We start from the raw sequence: 23,231 nt of genomic DNA, 5'->3' as shown, positions 1-23,231 counted from the left end.
TTCGAACGGAGGCGGGACTTTCATCTTCCGGGAACTGGTACCGAGCGTATGCACCTGAGCGAGACTGCGTGGCCCGACGCCGACGCGAGCGACGCCACCCTGGCCGTCCTCCCCGTCGGTAGCACCGAACAGCACGGTCCACACGCCCCGCTCGGGACCGACGTCCTCACTGCCGAGGCCGTCGCCGAGGCCGGCGCCGACGGCCACGACGAAGACGTCGTTCTCGCCCCGCCGATTCCGGTCGGTGTCGCCGAGGAACACCGTCACTTCGCGGGCACGCTGTGGGTCAGCGAAGACACGTTCCGGGCGTACGTCCGCGAGACAATCGAGAGCCTGGCCAGCCACGGCTGGAATCGTGTAGTCGTCGTCAACGGCCACGGCGGCAACGTCGCACCCCTCCGGGAGCTGTGTGCCCGGCTCACCCGCGACGGGACCGCCTACGCCGTCCCCTTCACCTGGTTCGACGCCGTCGACCCCGAGGACGTCGAGATGGGACACGGCGGACCCGTCGAGACCAGCCTCCTCCGGCATATCCACCCGGAACTCGTCGACGAGTCACAGTTCGAGGCCGCCGCCGAAGACGGCACGGACTCGTGGGGCGAGTGGCAGTCGGGGACGAATCTGGCCTACGATACTGCCGAGTTCTCCGCGAACGGGACCGTCGGCGACCCCGGCGAGAGTAGCGCAGAAGTAGGAGAGGAGTTGTTGACGGCCGCGAGCGAGCGGCTGAGAGAGTTGCTGACCGCAGTTGGCGGGCGCGAGTGGCCGGCCCGCGAGGACTGACTACGCTTCGGCTTCGGTACTGCCGTCGGCGTCGGTCTCGGGGTCGGCGTCGCCCTCCGTGGCGTCTTCGAGTGCACCGCGGAGTTGCGGAATCGTGCTCGTCAGGTCACTGACCTGCTCGCCGGCGGCTTCGATGTCTTCGACGAGGGCTTCGACGTCCTCGATTGCCTCGGCGAGGTCGTCGGCGTCCTCGAAGGCGTCGGCGCGCTCGCCCATGGTGTACCACTTTTTCGCGTCACGGAGGTGGTCTTCGGCGTCGCCGATGTCGAGTGCGGAACTGAGTGTGTTCAGCGCACCCAGTGTGTTGTCCGCGTCCACGTCCCAGATGTCGTCGGCCGACGGCAGGGACGCGCGGGCTGCATCGAGCGAGTCTTCCACGTCCGCGCGCATCTCCGAGGCGGCCTCGCCGAACAGTTCGTCGTCGTCGAGTGTCGATTGGCTCATACGTCTGGGTTGGCCGGCCGGATGGTTAAATACCCGCCTGAAAGTGAAAGTGAAATCAGGCGCCTAATCGACGCTCCCGGACGGTTACAGCGACCCCGACCGTAGAGCCTCGCGGCGCTCGCTCACGAGGTCGAGCTCCGGGTCTATGTCGCCGAGGACGAGCAGTTCGTAGTACCGCGTGAACGTCTTCAGCGGCACTTGCACGAGTGCGACCACCGCGAGCAGTACCAGGACATACAGGACAGCGACAACTCCGAGCACGAGAACAGTCACGGTCGACAGCGTCGCCCCGCCGGCGAGAAAGACGACACCGGCCACAATCCCGAACGGAATCACCAGCACGGCCCCGGCGATGCCGACGACGACACCGGCGACGATGCCGACGGCTATCAGCAGGGCGACGCGGATTCCCAGGTAGACCAGAAACTCACCGGGGTTGTCCCAGAGAACAGCCCAGAAGCGCCCCCACGCCGAGCGGAGCCCCCGGTCTTCGGCCAGCATCGTCGGCACGACGAAGGCCACGGTGAAGACGTACGCGAGCGCGCCCAACAGACCACCCACGAGTGCAGCGAGTCCGGTGACGAGAACGCCGACAGCCAGGGCCGCCCCGCCCGCATCGAGTGCCGGGAGGACGAACAGTACACCCAGTCCTGCGACCGGGCCGGCAGTCACCAGCGCCACCACGAGATAGAAGCCAAACAGCGCGAGGCCTTTCCGGAGGTGTTCGCGAAACATCGCCCGCACCGACACCGACTCCCGCCGCAACGCGTCGACGAGGACGAACTCCATGACTGCGCCGGCCATGGTAAACAGGAGTCCGGCGAGTGCGAAGGCGGCCGCGATACCGACGACGAGCGGGAGGAACTCGTCGAACTGTGCCACCGGCAGTCCGCCGGCCGGGACAGTCCCCGGCATCTCACCGAACCCGCCAGCGGGGAACTGCCAGGAGAGGTTCGGGAGCGACCCGACGCCGCTTCCCCCAGAGAGGAAGAAGACGACGACAGCGAGGCGAAGCCACAGCCCCCGGTCGACGGGGCGGAGGAACTCCTCGGTCGCATCGAGCGCGTCACCGAGACAGGACAGGGCAGCGTATCCCATACCCGAAGGTTCGCCGGAAGCCCCGATAAATCCTGCCAGGGTCCGTGGCAGAGACTACTCGCGGACCTCGACGACGTCCATCAGCGGATACCCCTCGGTCATGCGCATATGTGCGTGGACGAAGATTCCCTCGTAGTCGATATAGATGTCCACGTCGACGAACTTCCCGGTCAGTTCCGTGTAGTCGGCCGGGCCGTCGGCGAGTTCCTCGCGGAGGCGGTCCTCGTGAACGTCGACGACCACCTCGTCGCAGTGGGGCTGGTTCTCGATTGCCGCTTCCATCGCAGTGGCAAGCGAGTCGGCACTGCCGGGGCTGACCGGTGTGCCGGCAAACTGGTGATACAGCGAGCCGAACTTGATGCCGGCTTCGAAGCAGGCCGTCTCGCGGTCGGTCGGGCGAGTATCGGACATGGGTAGTGCAAGGCCCCGCGGCTATAGTAGATTGTGAAAGGAGACACGCGACAGCGGGGTACCCGGTTTGGCGGACACGACGTTCAACATCGACTATCATGAGCGATGCGCGCTACAAACCGTATGCTACTTACCGGCCCTGCGCCTGCATTGAATCGAATGAACGACCCTGTCCTGCTGACGGGCGCCGGGGGCCACGTCGGACAGGTTATTCTCGAGGGACTTCGCGAGGAGTACGACTGGCGGCTCATGTTCCACAGCGAACCCGAAGAGGAACCCGAGTTCCCCTACTGGACCGGCGAAGTCCAGGACTACGACGACGTGGCACCCGCTGCGGAGGGTGTCGGCGCGATTATCCACCTCGCCGGCGACCCCCGACCGAGCGCCCCCTGGAAGAGCGTCCTGCAGAACAACATCGACGGCACCCACACGGTCTACGAGGTCGCCGTCGACGAAGGCATTGAGAAGGTGGTCTACGCCTCCTCGAACCACGCTGTCGGTGCCTTCGAGACGGAGGAGCGGACCCCCGAAATGTACCGCGTCCACGACACCGACCGCCTCGACGGCACGGAACTCCCCCGCCCGGGCAACAAGTACGGCATCTCGAAAGCCACCGGCGAGGTTATCGGTCGTTACTACCACGACGAACACGACATCTCGGTCTGTAACGTCCGTATCGGCAACCTCAACGAGGACCACCCGCCCATCGACTACGAGCGCGGGCAGGCGATGTGGCTCTCGCCGCGTGACTGTGCACACATCCACCAGCGTACGCTCGAGGCCGACTACGACTACGAAATCGTCTACGGCATCTCCGACAACGACCGGAAGTACTACTCCTTAGAGCGCGCCAAAGAGGCGCTTGGCTACGAACCGATGGACAACTCCGCGGAGTGGGACGGCGACGAGAGAGTGGCTGGCGGCAATTAAGAGCGGTAGAGGAACTCGGAGTAGCTAGATTTTCGCGCCTCGGTTCCCGCAGTTCGACCTTATCTGGCCGCGACCGTGGTTTTAATCATCGTGACAGGTATTACCAATCAACATGTCTACTGGACGCGTCAAAGGGAAAGTGGCGATTGTCGGGACGGGGGACGTCGGCGCGACGACGGCGTTCGCGCTGATGAACAGCGGGACCGTCTCGGAAATCGCACTAATCGACATCGACCCGGAGAAAGCCAGGGGCGAGGCGATGGACCTCAGCCACGGGGAGGGGTTTGTCAAGCCCGTCGACATCTACGTCGGCGACTACGAGGACTGCTGGGACGCCGACGTGGTCATCATCACGGCCGGCGCACGGCAGAAACCCGGCGAGACCCGTCTGGAACTGCTGGAGCGGAACGTCGAGATATTCAAGGACATGGTCCCGAAGATTACCGACGGCATCGCATCCGAGACGGTGCTACTGGTTGTGACCAATCCAGTAGATGTCCTTGCCTACGTCACCTGGAGAGTGTCTGACCTCCCGTACGAGCGGGTCATCGGCGCGGGGACAACCCTGGACACCGCCCGCTTCCAGCAAGTCCTCAGCGAGCACTGTGACATCGCCGCGGAGAATGTCAACGCCTACGTCATCGGCGAGCACGGCGACAGCGAGGTGCCGCTGTGGAGTACGGCCCACCTGGCAGGTATCCCCTTCGACGAGTACTGTGAACTCACGGCCCGGCCACACGACGACGAGACCAAAGCAGAATTGACAGAACTGGTCCGCGGCGCGGCATACGAGATTATCGAGAAGAAGGGCGCGACCTACTACGCCATCGGAATGGCGACCGTGGACATCATCGACGCGCTCATCCGCGACGAAGACACCATCATGACCGTCTCGACGCTGATGCAGGGCCACCACGGCATCGATGACATCTATCTCAGTCTGCTGTGCGTGGTCAACCGCCGCGGCGTCCGCAATATCCTCGAATTCGACCTCTCCGAGGAAGAGCACGAACGGCTCACAAACTCTGCGGCCGTCTTGCGCGAGAAAATCGACCAGCTCGACATCTAGCGGCGCTCGAAGGCGTTCGGGAATCTCGGCAACGCCCCGGATAAGCGGACGACAAACGAGTCACCAGCGACAATCGCGGCCGAGTTTCGGCCCCGGCGGACGGTTTCGAGTCAGCCGGTCGGTGCTACCAGTGACTATCCGCGAGGAGTCGTTCGTCGGTGGCAGCGGTCGGCGCTGGGCTGTCGTACGCCGGCGTCGTGATGGTGACGACAGTCCCGGACGGGGAGTTGGGGGCAAACTCGATCGTTCCGTCCGCGATTTCGGCGGCCCACTTGACCAGCCACAGCCCCAGTCCGCTGCTGTGACTGAGCCCGTCTTCCGTCCCGCGTTCGATGACTGACTGTTCGTAGTCGTCGATACCGGGGCCGTTGTCGGCGACGACGACCGAGACGCGTTCCTCACCGCGTTCGGTCCGAACCCGGACCGTCGGCTCGGGGTCGTCGGTGTGAACGACGGCGTTCTCGATGACGTTGAGGTACGCCGCTTCCAGCACGGACGGGACGTAGACGTCCTCGGGGAGGTCGTCAACCCGGATGTCGGCGTCGGGATGGTCGTGTTCGACCTGACTGCGACAGTCCGTTACCAGCGACGACAGCGCGACCAGGGTGTCGGGGTGTCTGCTCTGTTCGAAGATGTCGACGATTTCTCTTGCCTTCTCCGCGGTGTCCTCGATCTGGTATGCGCTGTCTTTGACCAGCGAGATGTCACCCGCCTCGGAGTCTGCGGCGAGCAGTTCCGCGTGGCTGATGATGAGGTTCGTCTTCGTCCGGATGTTGTGTCGCAAGAGTCGGTTCAGGACCTTGTGGCGCTGCTGGTTCCGGACGTAATCGCTCACGTCGTGCAGCGTGAAGATGCTGCCCACGGCTCTCCCGCGACTGTCCGTAATCTCGGTGTGCGTGATATCGTACAGTCCGGTCGTATCGGCGCCCGCTATCGTCGTGCGTTCGGAGGAATTCTTGCTGTTTTCGAAGACGTCGTACTGGTCGATGAGCGCCGCCGCCTTCTGTCCGAGGGCCTGGCGGCTGTCGATGCCGAGAATGTCTGTCGCGCTCTCGTTTGCATCGACGATGAAGCCGTTGCTGTCGACGACGAGTGCGCCCTCCTGTAGCTGGTCGATAAAGAGCCGCTGGGCGTGCTGACTGGCCGACGGGTTGGTCTCGAACAGCTGGTACTGGGTGACGGCTGCGAGGTAGAACACGCCGGAAATCGAGAACGCGATTGGAGTGGGGTCGAAAGCCGGAATGGAGAGTATGCCGGCGATAAAGAGGACGTTGCTCAACCACGGCGCCAGCGTCCCAGCAAGGAGCACACCACTCTGTCCTTTGAACGTGGCCGCATCGCTCAAGACGAGTTCCAGAATGGGAATCGAACCGAGCATCCCGAGGAGGTACGTGTATCCCATCGCGACCCAGAACCACGGGCCGGGAATCCGGTTGAGGAACTGCTGGCCCTGGAACGTGATGACTTCGGAGTTGCTGTACAGCAGCGAGTGAGACTGACTCGTCAGAGCGAGTACAATCGTGATACCGGGGACAAGAGCGAGGGCAGCCAGATACTCCGCCTGGATGAACCGGTCGCGCCCGGTGTACTCCATCGCGAACAACAGCCACGCCAGCGGAATCAGCATCACGCCGAGCCAGGCGAGTTCGTTCCACAGTATCTTCTCCTGGATACCCGTCGCTTGCAGTCGGAAAAGAGAGCAAATCACCCAGTAACACGCCCCGAGAAAGAGGGCAACGAGTGGGACGGCACCCGGCTGTGCTCGCTGCCGCCAGGCCACCAGCATCGCCGTAAACCCGACAGCGATAGTGGCTAACATCACCGGCACGAGTATGCGAATTTCCCACACAGTCTCCTGTTATTAACCACGGTAACTAAGTAAATGTATGGGACGAATACCCCCTCCAGTCGCTGCTCACGGCTTCGGATTACCCGTTTGGCCCCGCAAGCAGTCCACCATCGACCCGGAAAGGGGGAGTAGGGGAGACAGCCCCAGAGGGAAGGTACCGTCTCAGGTCACGAACGGGATTGCGAGCAAGGCAAAGTAAGTCAAGAAATTCTCTGCCTCCGCGACCTGTGTGAGCGCACTGGCGCTTGCCCACCGGCCGAGACACGCGGTGACAGCAAGCGAGTAGCCTGTCCCAGCGACCAGCGGGAGGCCAACCTGCACTGGCACGTATCCGGTAGCCAGCGTCGCCGTGGCGACGCCGACGGCGAGAGCGTTCACGAGATAGAGGGCCCGCCGCGCCCCGGAAAGCCCGAAGACGACCGGGATGGTGTCGACGCCAATCCGACTGTCCCCGTCGACGGTGAGGATGTTCGACATCTCGACGACGTTGAACACACGAAGGAAAAAGTACGCGAACACGAGTGCGACGCCGCCAGTTAGCCGGCCCGTCGTGAAGGCAAGTGGGAGAAATGTCAGCACGACTGCCCACGCGAGCGCGACGATAGTGGTGTTGAGTACCAGCACCTTCTTCAGCCGAGAGAGGGACGCACCGAGACTGTCGAACCAGTCTGAGGCATAGAAGACCCAGAACGCACCCGGGAGCAACGTCAGGGAGAACGCGTAGGGCCCGCCCGTGACTGCGACCATCACTGCAAGGCCGTACGCGGCGTCCGCGAGCGGACGCAAAATGTGGGCGTGTTCCCCTATGAACGCCGCCTTCTCCGGGTCGGAGAACGCGTCTGTCTCGGAGTCGGCCAGTCTATCGTTCGTGTACACGGAAAACGTGACCAGCCCCACGACGAGCGGCGCGAGATTGAGAGGGACGCCGAGCAACACCATCGCAATGCCGACCTGAACGACTGCGCTGACAGTTATGTACAGCGAGCTATACGTGAATAGCTTCCAGTAGTGGCGCAAAGATACCGGAAGCCACGCTGTGGAACTGTGCGTCGGATTAGTGGATAGTCGATTCTCACCGGAGTGTGTTTTGTGTTTTTCTGTCATGTACTGCCATCCACGGGAGCGAGTGTCTACCGCACCCGTGGGCAGTAGTACCAGTACACTGAAATTTAAACCCCCACAATCGTTTTACTTGGGTCGCAACTGCGGGCAGTTCTGAGCGGAACGAAAAACACAGGGAACGTTCTAGCCGGGCAGGAAGGGAACTAGAGACGCGCCGCCGGCGGGGCCTGGACCTCGTCGACCGTTTCGTCGTCGAGGGCAAGCCGCATCTCGATGCGCTTGTCCTTTCTGTCGACCTCGACGAATCCGAGCGACTGGTACACTGCGAGGGCGCGCTGGTTATCGACGTCGACGTGGAGCGTGAGCGCGGTGTGGTCGTCCTCGGCCGCGTGTGCCATCGCCTGTCGGCAGAGTTCGGTCCCGAGGCCGCGGTTCTGATACTCGCTGGCGACGAAGACGATGAGTTCGGGCTCGTCCTTGTCGGCGGGCAGGTATGCCACGTGGCCCACGAGTTCGCCGTCGTGGTACGCGAGGATGCTCTTGCCGCGGTCGATGATTCGGTCGACCCAGGACTCGATCTGTGGCCTCGTCAGCGGTGGGAGCGACATCGACCGGTCCCGGGACGGATATTCGTCGTAGAAGTCGACGAGAGCGTCGGCTTCCTCTTCTCCACCCGGCGTGATACAGATCGGCGTGCCTTCCTTGTCGACGAATCGCGGACAGCGTGCTGGACACCCCACCGTCCCCGCACAGTCGGTGTGGTCCCAGGTCAGCCCCTGCTGACTTGCGCCGACGTCTGATTTCGTTCCCATTGTGTTCAACCTAGTACAACGAAGGGGCGGAACGGGTATGACACTTCGGCAGTCTATATGCGGGGTTTATATAGTAAGCGGCGAGTGATATGGTCTGAGGTCGGACGGTCGAATATAGAGCGTGATTACTATATAATCCGTGCGTTTCAACTTAGATTCCACATTTATACTTCGATTAACCCCTCTAGAAGAATTGTTTATTAGATTTTAGCCGATTTAAACTCAGTATTTCAAATAGACCCGGAATAAATATAGTAAGAGATATTAGATATAATTTTTTCTGGTTATAAATTCGATTCTGAGCCGAAGACTGTTACGATATGACTTGATAGAGAGTCTCAAATGCTTCAACAGCATTCATGATAAACCGACCCTATCAAAATTTAGTTTATTTTCTGGATAGTCTTGTATCTATCTATATTTCTGATATGAATAGTTCAGAGATGTAGTCCCTAACCATTACAAGAATATGAGTGTTATTCTCTGATACAGCAGTGAACATGGGCTGTCCCGCTTTGATGTTCATCATTATCAAACAAAGATAGGCGGTAATTGCCTCCAGAGTATCGACAGAGCAAACGCCACACGAGCGTCGGGGCCTGTATTGCCACTTCTTTGGTGGGATACCGCCCGATTCGGTAGTGACTGGTGGGGGATTGATAATTCGAATAATTCGAACTAGTATCCTGGGTTGAGATACCAACCCACCCGTAGATAGCGATTCTGACCGATCGGTCGAGTTCGCTAAGCCGGAATAGTAGCCATTATTTCAACCGCTTTGTGAGATGTGTTTTGATTGAAATTGTCACCAGCGGACCTAAGAAAGTCTCATACACCTGATTCGACATCAGTGAACAAATTTATCAGGATAGACCCTAATGGTACCATATGGCATCAAAGGGAACGGTCGGTTCCGACGAACGCGTGCTGGACATCATCGAGGCGCTGAAAGCGCAGCGGACCGCAGGTGTGACTGAACTCGCAGAGGCAGTCGACATGCCAAAGAGTACGGTTCACGTTCACCTATCGACGCTCAAAGACCGCGGCTACGTCGTCCAGGACGAGGCACAGAAGTACCAGTTGAGTCTTCGATTCCTCGACGTTGGCATGGAGGTCCGGGAGATGCAGGACATGTACGACGAGGTCGTGCCCAAACTGGACGAAATTGCAGACGAGACAAACGAGAAAGTCTGGTGGATTACCGAGGAAAACGACAAGGCGATTTTCCTGGCAAAATCGCTCGGCAGTCGCGCGATTCGGACCAACTCCAGAATCGGACAACACACCGAACTCTACGAGCTCGCCGGCGGCATGGCCATCCTCTCGGTGCTCCCCGAACAGCGCCGCCGCGACATCATCGATGGCTACGACTACCCTCTCCCAGACGGCCGCAGTCGCGAGGAACTCGAATCGGAACTCGCCGATGTCAAAGAACGCGGCGTCGCATACGGCACCGAACAGTTCCTCAAAGGCGTCACCGGGGTCGGTGCCCCCCTGACGGACAACGCTGGCAACGTCTACGGCGCCATCAGCATCTCCGGCCCCGCCGACCGTCTGGACTACGAGCGCATCGAGAGTGACCTCGCCGACCTCGTGCGAGGTATTTCGGGCGAGTTGCGCGTCAACCTCTCCTACAGATAGTTCTACTAATTCGAACAGCCCGGGAGTGGCGAATTTCTTGGTTTGTGGTACCTACACCCACACTGATGGGCGGACGGTGCGCTGGTGACTGTTCAATTCCAGTGGACAGAGAGTCGACGGTAGAGCGCCGAGTGGCGTTACTCCTCGTCGTCAGAGGGGCTACAGAGGAGCACCGGCCGTTGGGTGTTCAGGATGACCGACTGGGAGACGCTCCCGAACAGCATCTTGCCGGCTGGTGAGCGCTTGCGGCCAGCGATACAGATTGCGTCTGCGTCGATTGCTTCAGAGGTCTCGATTATCGATTCGGCGGGGTCACCGCTGCCCTCGCGGAGGTCGACCGGAATGTCGGCGTCTTCGAGAAGTTCCTGCGCACGCTTGACGGAGTCAACCTGGACGACAGAGGCGCCTTCCGGATTCTCGACGAAATCGTGTAGCAGGTACACATGGATGTTGTCGACGTCGAACAGTTCCAGCACCGTGTTGACCTGTGCAACCGCGCGTTCGACGCTCTGGTCGATACCGAGGAGTACGTCTTTCATGGTAGCACATTCAGAGACGACTCTAAAATATGTATCGCTCGGCTGGACAGCCCCTCAGTCGGCCATCCCGACACCGAGGTGCTTGTCCAGCACTTCCTGATTCTCCTGGACCTCGTCGGAGGGGCCTTCGTGGACGATGTGGCCCTTCTCGAGGATGTAGGAGTAATCGGAGACGCCAAGCGCAACCGGGATGTTCTGTTCGACGACGAGCACGGTAATCCCCTGGTCGTTGAGGTCCGCGATGATGTCCTCGATTTGCCGGACGATATAGGGAGCCAGTCCCTCGGTCGGCTCGTCGAGCAAGAGCAGGTCAGGGTCGGCGATGAGCGCGCGCCCGATGGCGAGCATCTGCTGTTCGCCACCGGAGAGGACCGACCCGTGGCTGTCCTCGCGCTCCCGGAGGTTCTCGAACATATCGAGGACCTCGTCGACGGAGGGGCCATCGGTCGTGCTGGCACCGATTTTCCCCATCTCGATGTTCTCCCGGACGGTCAGCTCCGAGAAGATGCGTCGCTCTTCGGGAACGAACGTGATGCCTTTCCGGATTGTCTCCTCGGTACTCATCGTCGTGATGTCGTGGCCGTCGAAGGTAATCGTGCCGCCGGATGGGGTGATGTTCCCGACGATAGAGCGCAGCGTCGTGGTCTTGCCGACACCGTTGCGGCCGACCAGCGAGACGACGCTCCCGCGCTCGACGTCGAGCGTGACACCCTGTAGCACTTTCGTCAGGCCGTAGCCGGCCTCGACGCCCTCGAGCGACAGGAGTGGGTCAGTCATTCTCGTACACCTCCAAGGTACGCGTCCCGAACCGCTTCGTTTTCCGCAATCTCCTCGGGCGTCCCGCTCGCGAGTTCTTCACCGCGCGTGAGCACGGTGATCTTGTCCGAGACCCGCATGACGAGGTCGATGTCGTGTTCGATGAGCATCAGCGACTGGTCTGCAAGCACATCGTCGATGAGGTCCATCGTCGCACGGGTCTCCTCGCTGCTCATCCCCGCGGTGGGTTCGTCGAGCATGACGAGTTCGGGGTCCGTCGCGAGGACGAGCCCGATTTCGAGTCGGCGCTGGTCACCGTAGGCGAGCGTCTCTGCTTTCTCGTCGGCCCGGTCGCGGAGTTCAATCTGTTCGAGCACCTCGTTGGTGTGGGCCGTGATGTCGTCGAAGGAGTCCTTGTCGCGGAACATCGCCGACACAGGGTTGATGTTGTCGTTGTAAACCGACTGTGCAGCGACGCGAACGTTCTCGCGGACGGTGAGCCCGCCGAAGACGTTGGTAATCTGGAACGAGCGGCCGAGGCCGCGCCTGACCCGATGGTGGGGTTCCATCGTCGTGATGTCCTCGCCTTTGAACGTGACAGTCCCCTCCGTCGGGATGAGCGCCCCGGTGATGAGGTTAAAGGTCGTGGTCTTGCCGGCCCCGTTCGGGCCGATGACGCTCCGGAACTCGCCGCTCTCGACTTCGAGGTCCACGTGGTCGACGGCGGTCAGTTCACCGAATCGTTTCGTCAGTCCCTCGGTTTTCAACACCGGGTCAGTCATCGGTGTTCACCTCCGATTCGTCGATACCGAGCGGTGGGTCACCTTCTTCCGAGTCCTCGAAGCGAGCGGCAAGCAGCGAGGGCACCGACACCAGTCCGCGCGGAACGAACAGCACGAACAGGATGAAGATGGTCCCGATGACCATCCGCCACTGTTCGGTGTAGCCCGAGAGAATCTCCTCGGCACCGAGGAATGCACCGGCGCCGAGCATCGGGCCAAACAGCGTGCCCATGCCACCCAGCAACGCGATGACGATGACCTCGCCGGAGTGGACCCAGGCGAGGGTCTGGTCCGGCGAGATGATGAACGTGCTCGGACTCACTGCCAGGAGTCCACCGGCGAGACCGGCGATTCCGCCGCTGATGACGAACGCGCGGCGCTTGTACTTCACGACGTCGTACCCGATAAACTCCACGCGCTCCTCGCTCTCGCGAATCGACTGGATAACGCTGCCAAAGGGCGCGTTCATCACGCGGCGAGCGAAGAGGAACGAGAGGACGGCGAGTGCGAGCGCGAAGTAGTAGAAGACGATCTGCTGGTCGAGTTCGTAACCGAGAACGAGGAACTCGATGTCGGACAGCGGGACACCGATACCGCCGATGCCCATGAGCGCCTCGAATCCGAGCAGGCCGTCACTGCCGCCCGTGAACTCGAATTTGAACACTGCGCTGTAGATGAGCTCGGCAAACGCCAGGGTAATCATCGCGAAGTAGACCCCGGAGACGCGAATCGAGAGGCTCCCGACAATCCAGGCGAGTATCGCACAGAGGAGGATAGCGCCGAGCAACACGACGATGACCGACGACGTGAAGTGGAGCATGATGAGCGCCGCGGTGTAGGCACCCACACCGTAGAACATCGTATGCCCCAGCGGGACCAGTCCCGCATAGCCCATCACGATGTCGAGGCTGAGCGCGAATATCGCCCAGATGAGAATCTCGTTGAGCACGATGACGTAGTAACTCTCACCGATAAACAGCGCGGCGAAGGGTGCAATCGCCAGTAGCGCGACGAGAACCACACCCAGCCGCTTTTTCGTCGAGGTCTCTAACAGGGCGCCTTTCGAGCCGACAAGGAGTTCGCCTTCGCCGCCTTCCGACTCGTCACCCCGCGTTCCAAACAGCCCCTGTGGTTTCACAAGCAACACGCCAATCATCAGCAGGTAGATGGTCAGTCCCTCCACGTCCGGGAGGGCGAGCGTGAAGTCGCCGAAGTTGGCGATGACAGCCTCGTTGTAGGTCCGCATCAGCGTCTGGACGACGCCGACCAGCAGACCGCCGACGACCGCGCCACGGAAACTCCCCAGGCCGCCGAGCACCACGACGACGAACGCGGGGATGATGACGCTGCTTCCCATCCCGGTGTTGACGTTCTGGTAGCCACCGAGCACGACGCCGGCGACCGCTGCCAGCGCAGCCCCGATTCCGAACACGAGGGTGTAGTAGCGGTCGATGTCGATGCCGACGTTCCGAACCATCTCGCGGTCCATCGAGCCGGCGCGGATTATCATCCCGTATTTCGTCCGGTTGAGCAGGTACCAGACGCCGGCCGCGAGCAGGGCCGCGAAGACGATCATGAAGTAGTTGTACAGGGACAGCCGCACGGAGAGTATCTCGACCGACTGACTGAGATACTCGGGCACGCCGAGCTGTTGCTGTTCTGTCCCCCAGACGAGCCGGATGAGGTCGTTTATCACGAGGACCAGTCCGAACGTCAGGAGGATGTGATAGAGCGGGTTGCGCCCGTACAGCGGCCGAATCGTCGTCCGCTCGATGGCCGCTCCGATGAGGCCGACGATAAGTGGTGCGGCGACGAGCGCGACCCAGAACCCGACACCAGCGCCGAGCGGGTTGACGATACTCAACGCGAAGTACGCCCCGAGTGCGAACAGTTCCCCGTGCGAGAAGTTGATGACGTCCATCACGCCGAAGATAACTGAGAGTCCGGCGGCTAAGAGGACGTACACCATCCCCACCGTGATTCCGTTCAGCAGTTGTTCGATGAAGTCAGCGACTACCATGGGGGGAGGTTAGCTCAGGTCGCAGCCGAGCTCGCTGGCTGGCGGCAGCGTGTCTTCACCCTCGGTTTTGCTGAGGAGTTCGACGTCAGCGAGGTCACCGTCACCCTGGACCAGTTCGGCCATCCACGTCGGGTTGGTAGCCTGGTGGTCGCCCTCACGCAGCGTGACATCTCCGAGTGCGGTCGTGAACGTGCCACCTGCGAGTGCATCGCGGACATCCGCGGGCTCGGTGCTTCCGGCCGAGTCCATCCCTTTGGCCATGAGCCGGATGGAGTCGTAGCCGACGCGTGCGAAACTGTCCGGCTCTGCGTTTTCGGCGTTCTGGTAGGCCTCGACGAACTGATTGTTGTCGCCCACGTCCAGCAGCGGGACGTATCGAACCCCACCGTAGGTTCCGACGATGCTGTCTCCGGTCCCACGACGGACACTCTGGAACGTCATCGTCGGAGAGACGAGATCGACCTGGTCGGTGAGGCCCTGGCTCGCGGCCTGGCTGACGAAGTTCACGAGGTCGCCGCCGGTCATCGCGAGAACGGCCACATCAGCCTCGGAGTTGCTAATCTGGCTGATATAGGAGCCGAAGTTCGAGGAACCGAGCTCGGACCCCGTCGAGTCGACCTCGGTGAAGTTGTCGTTTGCAGCCTGCATCCGCTCTTTGACCCGGGCGTAGACGGAGTCACCGTAGGCGTAGTTGGCTCTGTGGAACCAGACGTCCGTGCCCAGGTTGTTCACCGTGTACGCAGAGATCGCTTCGGCGACCTGTGCGGTGTTAGTCTCACACCGGAACACCCACTCGTTGCACGAGCTTCCGGTAATCGGGACGGCTGCACCGCCCGAGAAGTAGACAACATCGCGCTGGCTGGCAAACTCGTTGAGACCCAGTGCGACCGAACTGGAGATTGCACCGAAGACGAACTCTGCGCCCTCTTGCTGGACCAACCGGCTTGCCTCGCTGCTTGCGGCCGACGCTTGGGTCTGCGTGTCACCCGTAACCAGGTCGATTTCGAAGTCGTAGTCGTCGTTGTTGTTGATTTGCTCGACGGCGAGCTCCGCACCCGCACGCTGGTTCGGTCCGAGCGAGCTGTAAGGCCCACTAATCGGGTTCAGGCTCGCAACCGTAACCGTGTCTGCACCGCCCGTCGACCCACCACAGCCCGCGAGGCTGAGTGCGCCGACTGCCCCGGCACTCGCCAGGAACTTTCGGCGTGAAGTCCCAGTCTGTACAGTCCCGTCCGTAGTCTTACCTGTGTCGTTCATCGTCACACGATTGACTGTCGCCTAATTCCTATTAAAACCTTCTGTGTGGCACATTGTCAATTGCTGCCACGTCCCGCCGCCTGGGCGCCCATCCCCAGCGGTAAACGGCACAGACCGACGATTACTCCGTCCAGACCGTCTTTCGGTTGACGAACTCCTTGATACCCGCTTCGGACAGTTCCCGCCCGTAGCCAGCGTCTTTGATGCCGCCGAAGGGGACCCGCGGGTCGGATTTGGTCATCTGGTTTATATAGACACACCCTGCCTCGATCTCACGCGCGAGTCGCTGCCCCCGCGTTCGGTCCTCGGTCCAGAGGCTCGCGCCCAGTCCGAATCGGGTGTCGTTCGCGACGGCGATTGCTTCCGCTTCGTCGGCGACTTCGTAGACGGTCGCGACCGGGCCGAAGGTCTCCTCGGTGTCGGCCGGACAGCCCGAGGGCACGTCTGTCAGCACCGTCGGCGGGTAGAACGCACCCTCGCGGTCGAGTGGCTCACCGCCGGTCAGGACCGTGGCTCCCGCGTCGGCGCTTTCCTGGACCTGCTCGTGCAGTTCGGCCATGAGGTCGGGGTCGGCCTGTGGCCCGATGTCGGTCTCCTCGTCGGTCGGGTCTCCGATGGTGAGGTTCTCGAAGGCGTCCACGAGTCGGTCGACGTACTCGTCGTAGACGTCTTCGTGGACGATAAAGCGCTTTGCCGCGATACACGACTGCCCGCCGTTCTGGGTTCGCGCCCGCACACCGGTCTCGACGGCACCCGCAAGGTCCGCGTCGTCGAGGATGATAAAGGGGTCCGACCCGCCCAGTTCCAGGACGGTCTTTTTGAGCTGTTTGCCGGCCGTCTCTGCGACGGCGCGCCCGGCTGGTCCACTGCCCGTCAGCGTCGCTGCGCGCACGCGGTTGTCTGCGAGCACGTCGTCGACCTTGCCGGAGCCAATCAGGAGCGTCTGGAAGACCCCCTCGGGATAGCCAGCCTCCTCGAAGACCTCTTCGAGCGCCATCGCACAACCGGGCACGTTCGAGGCGTGTTTCAGCAGGCCGACGTTGCCCGCGGTGACGTAGGGTGCGGCAAACCGGATGACCTGCCAGAACGGGAAGTTCCAGGGCATCACCGCCAGGACCGGCCCCAGCGGGTCGTGGACGGTCTTGACCTCCGAGCCCGGTGGGCTGGGGTGGTGTTCGGCCGAGAGGTAGGCGTGTGCGTGTTCGGCGTAGTGGTCACACGCCCACGCACACTTCTCGACTTCGGCGCGGGCCTGGGAAATCGGCTTTCCCATCTCCGCGGTCATCAACTCGGCGTACTTCTGTTTGTTCGCTCTGAGTACCTCGCCGGCGTTTTCGAGGAGTTGTTCGCGCTCGCGCATCGGGACCTCGCGCCACTCCTCGAACGTCGATTGGGCCGTCTGGAGTGTCTCCTCGACCGCTTCGTCGTCGTGTTCATCGTACACAGACAGCTGTTCCCCGGTCGCGGGGTTCGTGGCTTTCATACGGTAATTTCTCCCACACACAGGCTCTTAGTGGTTTTGCCAGCCGCCGGCCGAGTAGACCTTGGGATTTATTTTCGGTGATGAGGTACACTCACTCGATGTACAAGCACGTAGCCCTGCTCGTCCGACAGGAGGGCATGTCACACGAGGAGTTCGTCGACTACTGGCAGGAAAACCACACACCCATCGCGAAGGACATCGAGGGCGTCGTCCGCTACCAGCAGGTCCTGCCCACCGAACCGGAACACGCCGAGTTCGATGGACTGGCGGAACTGTACTTCGAGACGCTCGAGGACCTCCACGAGGCGCTTGGCAGTCCCGGCTCCCGTGACTACGACCCGACCAAAGAGATTGCCGCGAAGGCCCGCGAGGACGTGAACAACTTCCTCGCCGTCGAGGAGCGGCCACGCATCATCGGCGAGGAAATCGTCCAGAAAGACGAGGTCGACGGCGACACCGACGGCCTCTACAAGCACTCCGCGTTTCTCGTCCGCCAGGACGGCATGACCCACGAGGAGTTTATCGATTACTGGCAGAACAACCACACGCCCATCGCACGGGAAATCGAGGGCGTCGTCAAGTACAACACGGTCATCCCGACCGACCCCGAAAACGCCGAGTTCGACGGCGTCGCCGAACTCTACTTCGACGACCTCGAGAAGCTCTACGACGCCCTCGGCAGCGAAGGCTCGCGTGACTACGCCCCGGACAAAGGCAAGGCAAAGGAAGCCCGCGAAGACGTCGACAACTTCCTGGCTATCGACGAGCGGCCACGGTTTATCGGACGGGAACAGCTCGTCAAAGACCAGGGCTGACAGATGCCGGATTACGACACGCAGATTCGGGAGGCGTTTCCGGAACTCGACCACATCGACGACGAGGACCTGCGCGAGCGGGTCGTCGAGGCGTGGACGCTCGGCCTCGACCGCGGTGGCTGGCGTGACATCCAGGATATCCCCTACGCCTGGAACATCCACGAGGTGACCAACGTCGAACACGTCCGCGGGGTCACCCGAATCGCCCGGGAATCCGCCCTCGAACAGCGGGAGTTCCACGGTGCCGACCCCGACATCGACGTCATCGTCGCCGCGGCGCTGCTCCACGACGTGGGGAAATGTTACGAGTACGTCGACTTCGTCGAGGACGACATGCTGCTGGACCCGGACCCCAGATACGCCACCGAAGAAGTCCCCCACTCGCTGTCGGGGTACGCCCTCGCCCACGAGGTCGGCTGTCCGCTGGCGGTCCAGCGTGCGATTCCACACTTCATCGGGGAGATTCCGACCCGGACGCTGGAGGCCGAACTCGTCAAGAGCGCAAACTCCGCGTCCTCGAACGCGATTACCCAGTCCGCCATGGGTATCACGCTTCAGGAGTGGGTCGACGAGTACTCACAGACCCAGGACTGACCTGTCGACCCGCACTCACAACCGTTCTTGCCGAGTGAACGCATACCATATAATTAAGACAGCAGCGCTCCTGTGTGGCGTATGGTCAGTGGTGGATACGACCCGGCCGACCTCGATACAGCACTCGAAGCACTCCTCGACGAAGACGAGATTCCGGAGTACTTGACCCACGAGGAGTGGGACGCCTACCGGCGCGGCGATGAGAGTCTCGTCGACCTGCTCGATGGCCCCGAAATCAGCCAAATCCTGCAGAAGAAAGCTTCTGAAATCGAAGCCACAGAGTGACCGGCCCCGCCGAGACGGAGCCACGCCGTCATCCGCGACACGGCCTCGACCCGTGTGAACGCGCCCCAAAGTATATGGTCCACAGGTTAGTTCGTATACACATGCCAGTCCCAGGCTACGACCCAGACGACGTGGACAACCTGCTCGAGACGAAACTCGAAGAGACAGACGTTCAGTCGCACCTCTCTGACGACGAGTGGCAGTCCTATCAAGACGACAGCACCTCTCTCGTCGACCTGCTCGACGAGGAGCAAATCGACCAGTTGCTCGACGAAACGTAGACCGGAGGCGGCGCAGTCGCCGTTTTTCAGCCGTCTCGCCAGCGGATTGTCGAGTGTTACTGGGCTTCTATGTCAGATTCGAGACGTTCTATGATGTCGAATATTTCGCGGGTGAGTTCGGCCTGTTCCTCGCTGTGCTCGGAGACATCGTCCATCTCGTCGCTAATCCGGTCCATCCGCTCGACGGCCTCGTCGATGAGCGCGCTGATTTCCTCGGCGGTGCTCGCCTGGTCTTCGGTCGCCTCGGTGGTCTCGTCCATCGAGTCGGCCACGTCGCGGACGGTGGTGGCAATCTCGTCTTGGTTCTCGATGAGGTGGTCGACGGCGTCCATCGCCTCCTCGACTTCGGCATTTGTCCGTTCGACACTCTCTAGGGTTTCGCCGATGTTGTCGCGAATCCCCGCCGCGATGGATTCGATTTCCGCGACTTCCTCCTGGGACTCCTCTGCGAGACTCTTGACCTCCTCGGCGACGACCGCAAAGCCCTCGCCCTTCTCGCCCGCGCGGGCGGCCTCGATGTTGGCGTTCAGTGCCAGCATGTTGGTCTGTTCGGCGATGTCCTGGACGACGGCGACAATCTGGTCGAGTTCGTCGGTTCGCTTCTGGAGTTCGTGACCGTTTTCGGCGACGAGGTCGCCGGCGCCGGCGACGTTTTCCATGGCCGCTTCGGCCGTCTCGGCAGCGTCCCGGGACTCCTCTGCCAGGGTCGCGGCGGTCTCGACCTGTCGGTTCACCTCGTCGGCACTGGAGGCGATTTCCTCGACGGTCGCCGCGAAGGTGTTGACCTCGTCGCGCAGCGATTCGAGTTGCGTGACCTGCTCGTCGGACAGCGCGGTGGCGTCCTTGACCGTCTGTTCGGTCTGTTCTGAGAGGGTCCGGAGGTCCGAAACTCTCGTCTCGACGTTCTCCGAGACCTCCTCCTGAATCGTCTCCATCTGCTGTTGGGTCTCGATGAGTCCGGTCACCAGCGAGATGACCTCGAAGACCGCAACCGTGTTCCCGCTGTCGTCGTGCAGCGGGACCGCCAGCGCGCGCGAGTGAAATTCGTCGCCGGCAGCGTCGGTCGCCGTCCTGATGTCGGTCTCGCGGACCGCCGTCCCCTCGCGCAGTACCGTCTCCGCCAGCGTCTCGCTTTCGCCCTCGGTCCCGAATACGTCGTAGGCGTTGCGGCCCATCACCTCCGATTCCGTGTACCCCATCAACTCGACCATCTGGTCGTTCCAGCCCGTAATCTTCCCGTCGTCGTTGATGACGAACACCGGTTCCGGGAACCCCGCGACGAGGTCCTGGAACGCGTGCTTCCAGAAGCTTGACTGTTCGATGCTGTCGCTATCCGGCGTCTCTGGCTGTATTGAGGCTGTCATTCGTGGTTCTCCGGGTTGGCTCGTCCCAACAACCGCTTGTTATCCACTTAATTGTGACGCCGGTTCACTTCACTCAGTGTCGGTAGACTGTCCACCTTTGGGACCGCTACCCGGTCTTGTAGACGCCGCGTGCGTCCGCGACCCGCGTTCCGTCTTCGGCGTAGACGTCTACGTCGACGACACCGACATCGCCGCCCTCGCGTGCCACGTCGGCCTCCGCGCGGAGGTCGCCGGTACCGGCCTCCAGATAGTCGATGCGCATATCGATCGTCGGAACCGGCTGGTCGACCATCGAGACGAGCGCGGCACCGCCGACGGTGTCAGCAAGGGTGAACGTGACGCCGCCGTGGGCCATCACACGGTCCTCGTTCCAGGACAGGTCCTCGTGCATCTCGATGTGTCCCTCGGCGTGTCCGTCCTCTGCGGTGGTCACTTCGATACCCAGCAGGTCGGCAAACGGCATGTTCTCGAAGAATGCTTTGACGTCCATACTCGTCTCTCAGGTTCCACAGCCGAACGAATAAACGTTGATGTTCCAGCGGTGTGCGGGCCCTGCCGGTCACCCGCGGTGGTCGTAGACGCGCTGGACCTTGCCGACTTCCGTCCGTTCGATACCGCCCGGCGGGACCAGGTCCAGTTCGTCGGGGGTAAAGGAGAGGACGTTCTGCAACCGCGTCAGAATCTCGTCTTTCAGTTCGCTGTCGTCGCGTTCGACGTCCTCGGCGCGTTCGATGGTCAACTCCATGACGTCGAGGTTCCCCTCCTTGTGGAGGTCGATGCGATAGTGCGGGGCGACGCCGTCGATGTCGAGGACGACGTGTTCGATTTCGCTCGGGTAGAGATTGACCCCGCGGACCACGAGCAAGTCATCCGAGCGGCCGGTGACGTTGTCCATGCGGACCATCGTACGGCCACATTCGCACTTGTCGTAGTTGAGCGTGGTCAGGTCGCCCGTCCGATAGCGCAGGACGGGAAGCGCCTCTTTGGTGAGCGTCGTGAGGACGAGTTCTCCTTCTTCGCCTTCCTCGACGGGTTCGCCCGTGCGGGGGTCGACGACTTCGGGGTAGTAGTGGTCCTCCCAGATGTGCAGGCCGTCCTGGGCTTCGTGGCATTCGGCGGCGACGCCGGGGCCGATAATCTCCGAGAGGCCGTAGTTGTTGATGCCGGTCGCGTCGAGGGTCTCCTCGATTTCCTCGCGCATCGGTTCGGTACACGTCTCGGCGCCGTAGGCGATGACCGAGATAGACAGCTCCCGGGGGTCATAGCCCATCTCCTCGGCCGTCTCGGCGAAATACAGCGCGTAGGAAGGGGTGCAGGCCAGCACGTCGCTGTCGAGGTCGGTGGCGAGTTCGACCTGGCGCTGTGTGTTCCCGCTGCTTGTCGGGACGACAGTCGTTCCCAGCGTCTCTGCGCCCTGGTGAAATCCGAGCCCACCAGTGAACAGACCGTAGCCGTAGGCGTTCTGGACGGTATCGCCCGGGTCGACACCGGCCGCGGACAGCGACCGCGCCATCGTCCGCCCCCACAGGTCGAGGTCGTCCTGAGTGTAGGAGACGACTTTGGGCTTGCCGGTGGTGCCAGAGGACGCGTGGAGCCGGCTGAGGTCGCTGTCGTCGACGGCAAACAGGCCGTCGGGGTACTCGTCGCGAAAGTCCTCCTTTGTCGTCATCGGCAACTTCGTGATATCCTCGACGCCGTCGATGTCGTCGGGTGTGATGCCGTTCTCGTCGAGTTTGTCGCGGTAGAACGGGACGTTCTCGTAGACGTGTTCGACCGTCTCGCGGAGGCGCTCGCTTTGCAGCTCGCGCAGCTCCGAGCGGTCGAGAGACTCGTTGCTGTGTCGCATGCCTTCTGTAACGTGCTTCGCGGGGGGTTGTCAAAAAGATTCGTGGTCGCTATACCCGTGGCTGGACCTCGTCGCCGAGCCGGCGAATGCACTCGGCCATCCGCTCGGTGCCGATGCCGGGGTGGTAGGTGCGGAAAATGAAGTGGACGTCCTCGCCCAGCGCCTCGCGGTACGCTTCGAGTTCCTCGACGACCTGGTCGGGCGTCCCGAAGATGGCCTGGTCTTTCAGTTCCTGTTTTCGCTCCTCGGAGAGTTCCGCGACCGGCTCGCCCGAGAAGATTTCCTCGTAGCGGCGCTGGATGTAGAAGTACCCGTCGCGCATCTGCTCCCAGGCGTCTTCCCGGGAGTCGCCGACGAAACCGTGCTGGAGGACGTACACCTGAAAGTTCCCCTCGATGTCCTCATCGTCGCGGACGCTCCGGATGTCCTCGACGCGCTTGCGGACGCCGCCGACCGACAGCGACGACGGAGCACACCAGGCATCACCGGTGCGAGCGGCACGTCGGACCGCGGGCCGCGCGGCCCCGCCGAGCATGATTGGGACGTCGTGGGCGGGCTTTGGCGTCACGTTCACGTCCGGCGAGATGTCGTGAAACGCCGGGTCGTAGTCGAGAGGGCCGTCGGACCACGCCCCCCGGAGCACGTCGACGGTGTCGACCAGTCGCTCGACCCGTTCGTCCTCCGGAATGGCGAAGGCATCGAACTCGTCGACGTTCGACCCGATTGCCAGGCCGAGCGTCGTGCGGCCGCCCGAAATCTGGTCGACCGTGGCGATGTCTTCGGCCAGTCGGACCGAATCGTACAGCGGGGCCAGCGCGATACAGGGGCCGAGTTCGATGTCGTCGGTGACCGCAGCCAGTGCCCCGAGTGCGGGCGTCACCCCCGAGAGGTAGTCGTCCTCGAGGAAGTGGTGTTCGGAAACCCAGGCGCTGTCCAGTCCCGCGTCGTCGATGACTGCGCCGAGTTCGAGCATCTCGTCGTAAATCTCGCTTGTCGACCGGTCGTCGTCCGGCCGCTGCTGACAGGTGAAAAGCCCTGTTCCGAGTTGCATACGCCACCGTTACGCAGCGACCGACTTAACGATAGTGACCCGACAGCTCCGGGTCGACT

At 62.0% G+C, this 23,231-nt stretch carries 24 protein-coding genes; 8 read left to right on the top strand and 16 right to left on the bottom strand.

Going from position 1 to position 23,231, the window contains the following annotated elements; genetic code table 11:
* The first annotated feature begins 48 nt into the window (after positions 1-48).
* A complete protein-coding gene (locus QYL91_RS06805; protein ID WP_302082625.1) occupies positions 49-783 on the top strand; it encodes a creatininase family protein in 735 nt (244 codons plus the stop codon).
* Here the strand turns inward: QYL91_RS06805 and QYL91_RS06800 are convergent, their stop codons facing one another.
* From QYL91_RS06800 to QYL91_RS06790, 3 genes are all read right to left on the bottom strand, one after another.
* On the bottom strand, positions 784-1,227 hold the full coding sequence (locus tag QYL91_RS06800) for a DUF5790 family protein (protein WP_302082624.1): 444 nt from the start codon (positions 1,225-1,227) through the stop codon (positions 784-786).
* 84 nt (positions 1,228-1,311) lie between these two features.
* The gene (locus QYL91_RS06795; RefSeq protein WP_302082623.1) at positions 1,312-2,325 is read right to left on the bottom strand and encodes a DUF7544 domain-containing protein; all 1,014 of its coding nucleotides are present in this window, start codon (positions 2,323-2,325) and stop codon (positions 1,312-1,314) included.
* 54 nt (positions 2,326-2,379) lie between these two features.
* Positions 2,380-2,736 carry a dihydroneopterin aldolase family protein gene (locus tag QYL91_RS06790; RefSeq protein WP_302082622.1) on the bottom strand — a complete coding sequence of 119 codons (357 nt, stop codon included), beginning with the start codon at positions 2,734-2,736 and terminating at the stop codon, positions 2,380-2,382.
* Positions 2,737-2,895: 159 nt separating this feature from the next.
* Here QYL91_RS06790 and azf point away from each other — a divergent pair, with 159 nt between their 5' ends.
* Both azf and QYL91_RS06780 read left to right on the top strand, forming a co-directional pair.
* Complete coding sequence (gene azf / locus QYL91_RS06785) at positions 2,896-3,666, top strand: NAD-dependent glucose-6-phosphate dehydrogenase Azf (protein WP_302082621.1); 771 nt, start codon at positions 2,896-2,898, stop codon at positions 3,664-3,666.
* Positions 3,667-3,778: 112 nt separating this feature from the next.
* Positions 3,779-4,735, top strand: coding sequence for an L-lactate dehydrogenase (locus tag QYL91_RS06780; RefSeq protein ID WP_302082620.1), 957 nt, complete (start codon positions 3,779-3,781; stop codon positions 4,733-4,735).
* 124 nt (positions 4,736-4,859) lie between these two features.
* Here QYL91_RS06780 and QYL91_RS06775 read toward each other — a convergent pair whose 3' ends face one another.
* The 3 genes from QYL91_RS06775 to QYL91_RS06765 all read right to left on the bottom strand — a co-directional run bounded on the left by QYL91_RS06775 (position 4,860) and on the right by QYL91_RS06765 (position 8,458).
* Entirely contained in the window at positions 4,860-6,554 is a 1,695-nt protein-coding gene (locus QYL91_RS06775) for a histidine kinase N-terminal 7TM domain-containing protein (protein ID WP_302082619.1), read from the bottom strand.
* 192 nt (positions 6,555-6,746) lie between these two features.
* A complete protein-coding gene (locus QYL91_RS06770; RefSeq protein ID WP_302082618.1) occupies positions 6,747-7,523 on the bottom strand; it encodes a UbiA family prenyltransferase in 777 nt (258 codons plus the stop codon).
* Positions 7,524-7,849: 326 nt separating this feature from the next.
* Positions 7,850-8,458, bottom strand: a complete 609-nt coding sequence (locus QYL91_RS06765; RefSeq protein WP_302082617.1) for a GNAT family N-acetyltransferase — start codon at positions 8,456-8,458, stop codon at positions 7,850-7,852.
* 888 nt (positions 8,459-9,346) lie between these two features.
* Between QYL91_RS06765 and QYL91_RS06760 the strand changes: the two genes are divergently transcribed.
* A complete protein-coding gene (locus QYL91_RS06760; RefSeq protein WP_302082616.1) occupies positions 9,347-10,099 on the top strand; it encodes an IclR family transcriptional regulator in 753 nt (250 codons plus the stop codon).
* Between the two features lie 137 nt (positions 10,100-10,236).
* On the opposite strand, the gene QYL91_RS06755 is transcribed toward QYL91_RS06760, so the two are convergent.
* The 6 genes from QYL91_RS06755 to QYL91_RS06730 form a co-directional block, all read right to left on the bottom strand.
* A complete protein-coding gene (locus QYL91_RS06755; RefSeq protein ID WP_302082615.1) occupies positions 10,237-10,638 on the bottom strand; it encodes a universal stress protein in 402 nt (133 codons plus the stop codon).
* Between the two features lie 54 nt (positions 10,639-10,692).
* On the bottom strand, positions 10,693-11,415 hold the full coding sequence (locus QYL91_RS06750; RefSeq protein ID WP_302082614.1) for an ABC transporter ATP-binding protein: 723 nt from the start codon (positions 11,413-11,415) through the stop codon (positions 10,693-10,695).
* Positions 11,412-12,176 carry an ABC transporter ATP-binding protein gene (locus tag QYL91_RS06745; protein WP_302082613.1) on the bottom strand — a complete coding sequence of 255 codons (765 nt, stop codon included), beginning with the start codon at positions 12,174-12,176 and terminating at the stop codon, positions 11,412-11,414. Before QYL91_RS06745 ends, QYL91_RS06750 begins: the two co-directional genes overlap by 4 nt.
* Positions 12,169-14,196, bottom strand: a complete 2,028-nt coding sequence (locus QYL91_RS06740) for an ABC transporter permease (protein ID WP_302082612.1) — start codon at positions 14,194-14,196, stop codon at positions 12,169-12,171. Before QYL91_RS06740 ends, QYL91_RS06745 begins: the two co-directional genes overlap by 8 nt.
* Before the next feature lie 9 nt (positions 14,197-14,205).
* Positions 14,206-15,453, bottom strand: a complete 1,248-nt coding sequence (locus tag QYL91_RS06735) for an ABC transporter substrate-binding protein (RefSeq protein ID WP_302082841.1) — start codon at positions 15,451-15,453, stop codon at positions 14,206-14,208.
* A 121-nt stretch (positions 15,454-15,574) separates the two neighbouring features.
* A complete protein-coding gene (locus tag QYL91_RS06730; protein WP_302082611.1) occupies positions 15,575-16,936 on the bottom strand; it encodes an NAD-dependent succinate-semialdehyde dehydrogenase in 1,362 nt (453 codons plus the stop codon).
* A 98-nt stretch (positions 16,937-17,034) separates the two neighbouring features.
* On the opposite strand from QYL91_RS06730, the gene QYL91_RS06725 reads away from it, so the two are divergent.
* The 4 genes from QYL91_RS06725 (at position 17,035) to QYL91_RS06710 (ending at position 18,911) form a co-directional block, all read left to right on the top strand.
* Positions 17,035-17,751 (top strand): EthD domain-containing protein, encoded by a 717-nt coding sequence (locus QYL91_RS06725; RefSeq protein ID WP_302082610.1) that lies wholly within the window; start codon positions 17,035-17,037, stop codon positions 17,749-17,751.
* 3 nt (positions 17,752-17,754) lie between these two features.
* Complete coding sequence (locus QYL91_RS06720) at positions 17,755-18,345, top strand: HD domain-containing protein (protein WP_302082609.1); 591 nt, start codon at positions 17,755-17,757, stop codon at positions 18,343-18,345.
* Positions 18,346-18,426: 81 nt separating this feature from the next.
* On the top strand, positions 18,427-18,630 hold the full coding sequence (locus QYL91_RS06715) for a DUF8027 family protein (protein WP_302082608.1): 204 nt from the start codon (positions 18,427-18,429) through the stop codon (positions 18,628-18,630).
* Between the two features lie 101 nt (positions 18,631-18,731).
* Positions 18,732-18,911 carry a DUF8027 family protein gene (locus QYL91_RS06710; RefSeq protein WP_302082607.1) on the top strand — a complete coding sequence of 60 codons (180 nt, stop codon included), beginning with the start codon at positions 18,732-18,734 and terminating at the stop codon, positions 18,909-18,911.
* Between the two features lie 56 nt (positions 18,912-18,967).
* Here QYL91_RS06710 and QYL91_RS06705 read toward each other — a convergent pair whose 3' ends face one another.
* From QYL91_RS06705 to QYL91_RS06690, 4 genes are all read right to left on the bottom strand, one after another.
* Positions 18,968-20,275 carry a methyl-accepting chemotaxis protein gene (locus QYL91_RS06705; RefSeq protein ID WP_302082606.1) on the bottom strand — a complete coding sequence of 436 codons (1,308 nt, stop codon included), beginning with the start codon at positions 20,273-20,275 and terminating at the stop codon, positions 18,968-18,970.
* Between the two features lie 106 nt (positions 20,276-20,381).
* The gene (locus tag QYL91_RS06700) at positions 20,382-20,765 is read right to left on the bottom strand and encodes a PaaI family thioesterase (RefSeq protein WP_302082605.1); all 384 of its coding nucleotides are present in this window, start codon (positions 20,763-20,765) and stop codon (positions 20,382-20,384) included.
* Positions 20,766-20,834: 69 nt separating this feature from the next.
* Positions 20,835-22,121, bottom strand: coding sequence for a phenylacetate--CoA ligase PaaK (gene paaK, locus QYL91_RS06695; RefSeq protein WP_302082604.1), 1,287 nt, complete (start codon positions 22,119-22,121; stop codon positions 20,835-20,837).
* A 49-nt stretch (positions 22,122-22,170) separates the two neighbouring features.
* Positions 22,171-23,172, bottom strand: a complete 1,002-nt coding sequence (locus tag QYL91_RS06690) for an LLM class flavin-dependent oxidoreductase (protein WP_302082603.1) — start codon at positions 23,170-23,172, stop codon at positions 22,171-22,173.
* Between the last annotated feature and the right edge of the window lie 59 nt (positions 23,173-23,231).

The organism is Salinibaculum rarum (genome assembly GCF_030505615.1).
In the GTDB taxonomy this organism is placed as follows: domain Archaea; phylum Halobacteriota; class Halobacteria; order Halobacteriales; family Haloarculaceae; genus Salinibaculum; species Salinibaculum rarum.
The sequence above is the reverse complement of the archived record's forward strand: the minus strand, read 5'-3'. Positions and strand labels throughout refer to the sequence as shown.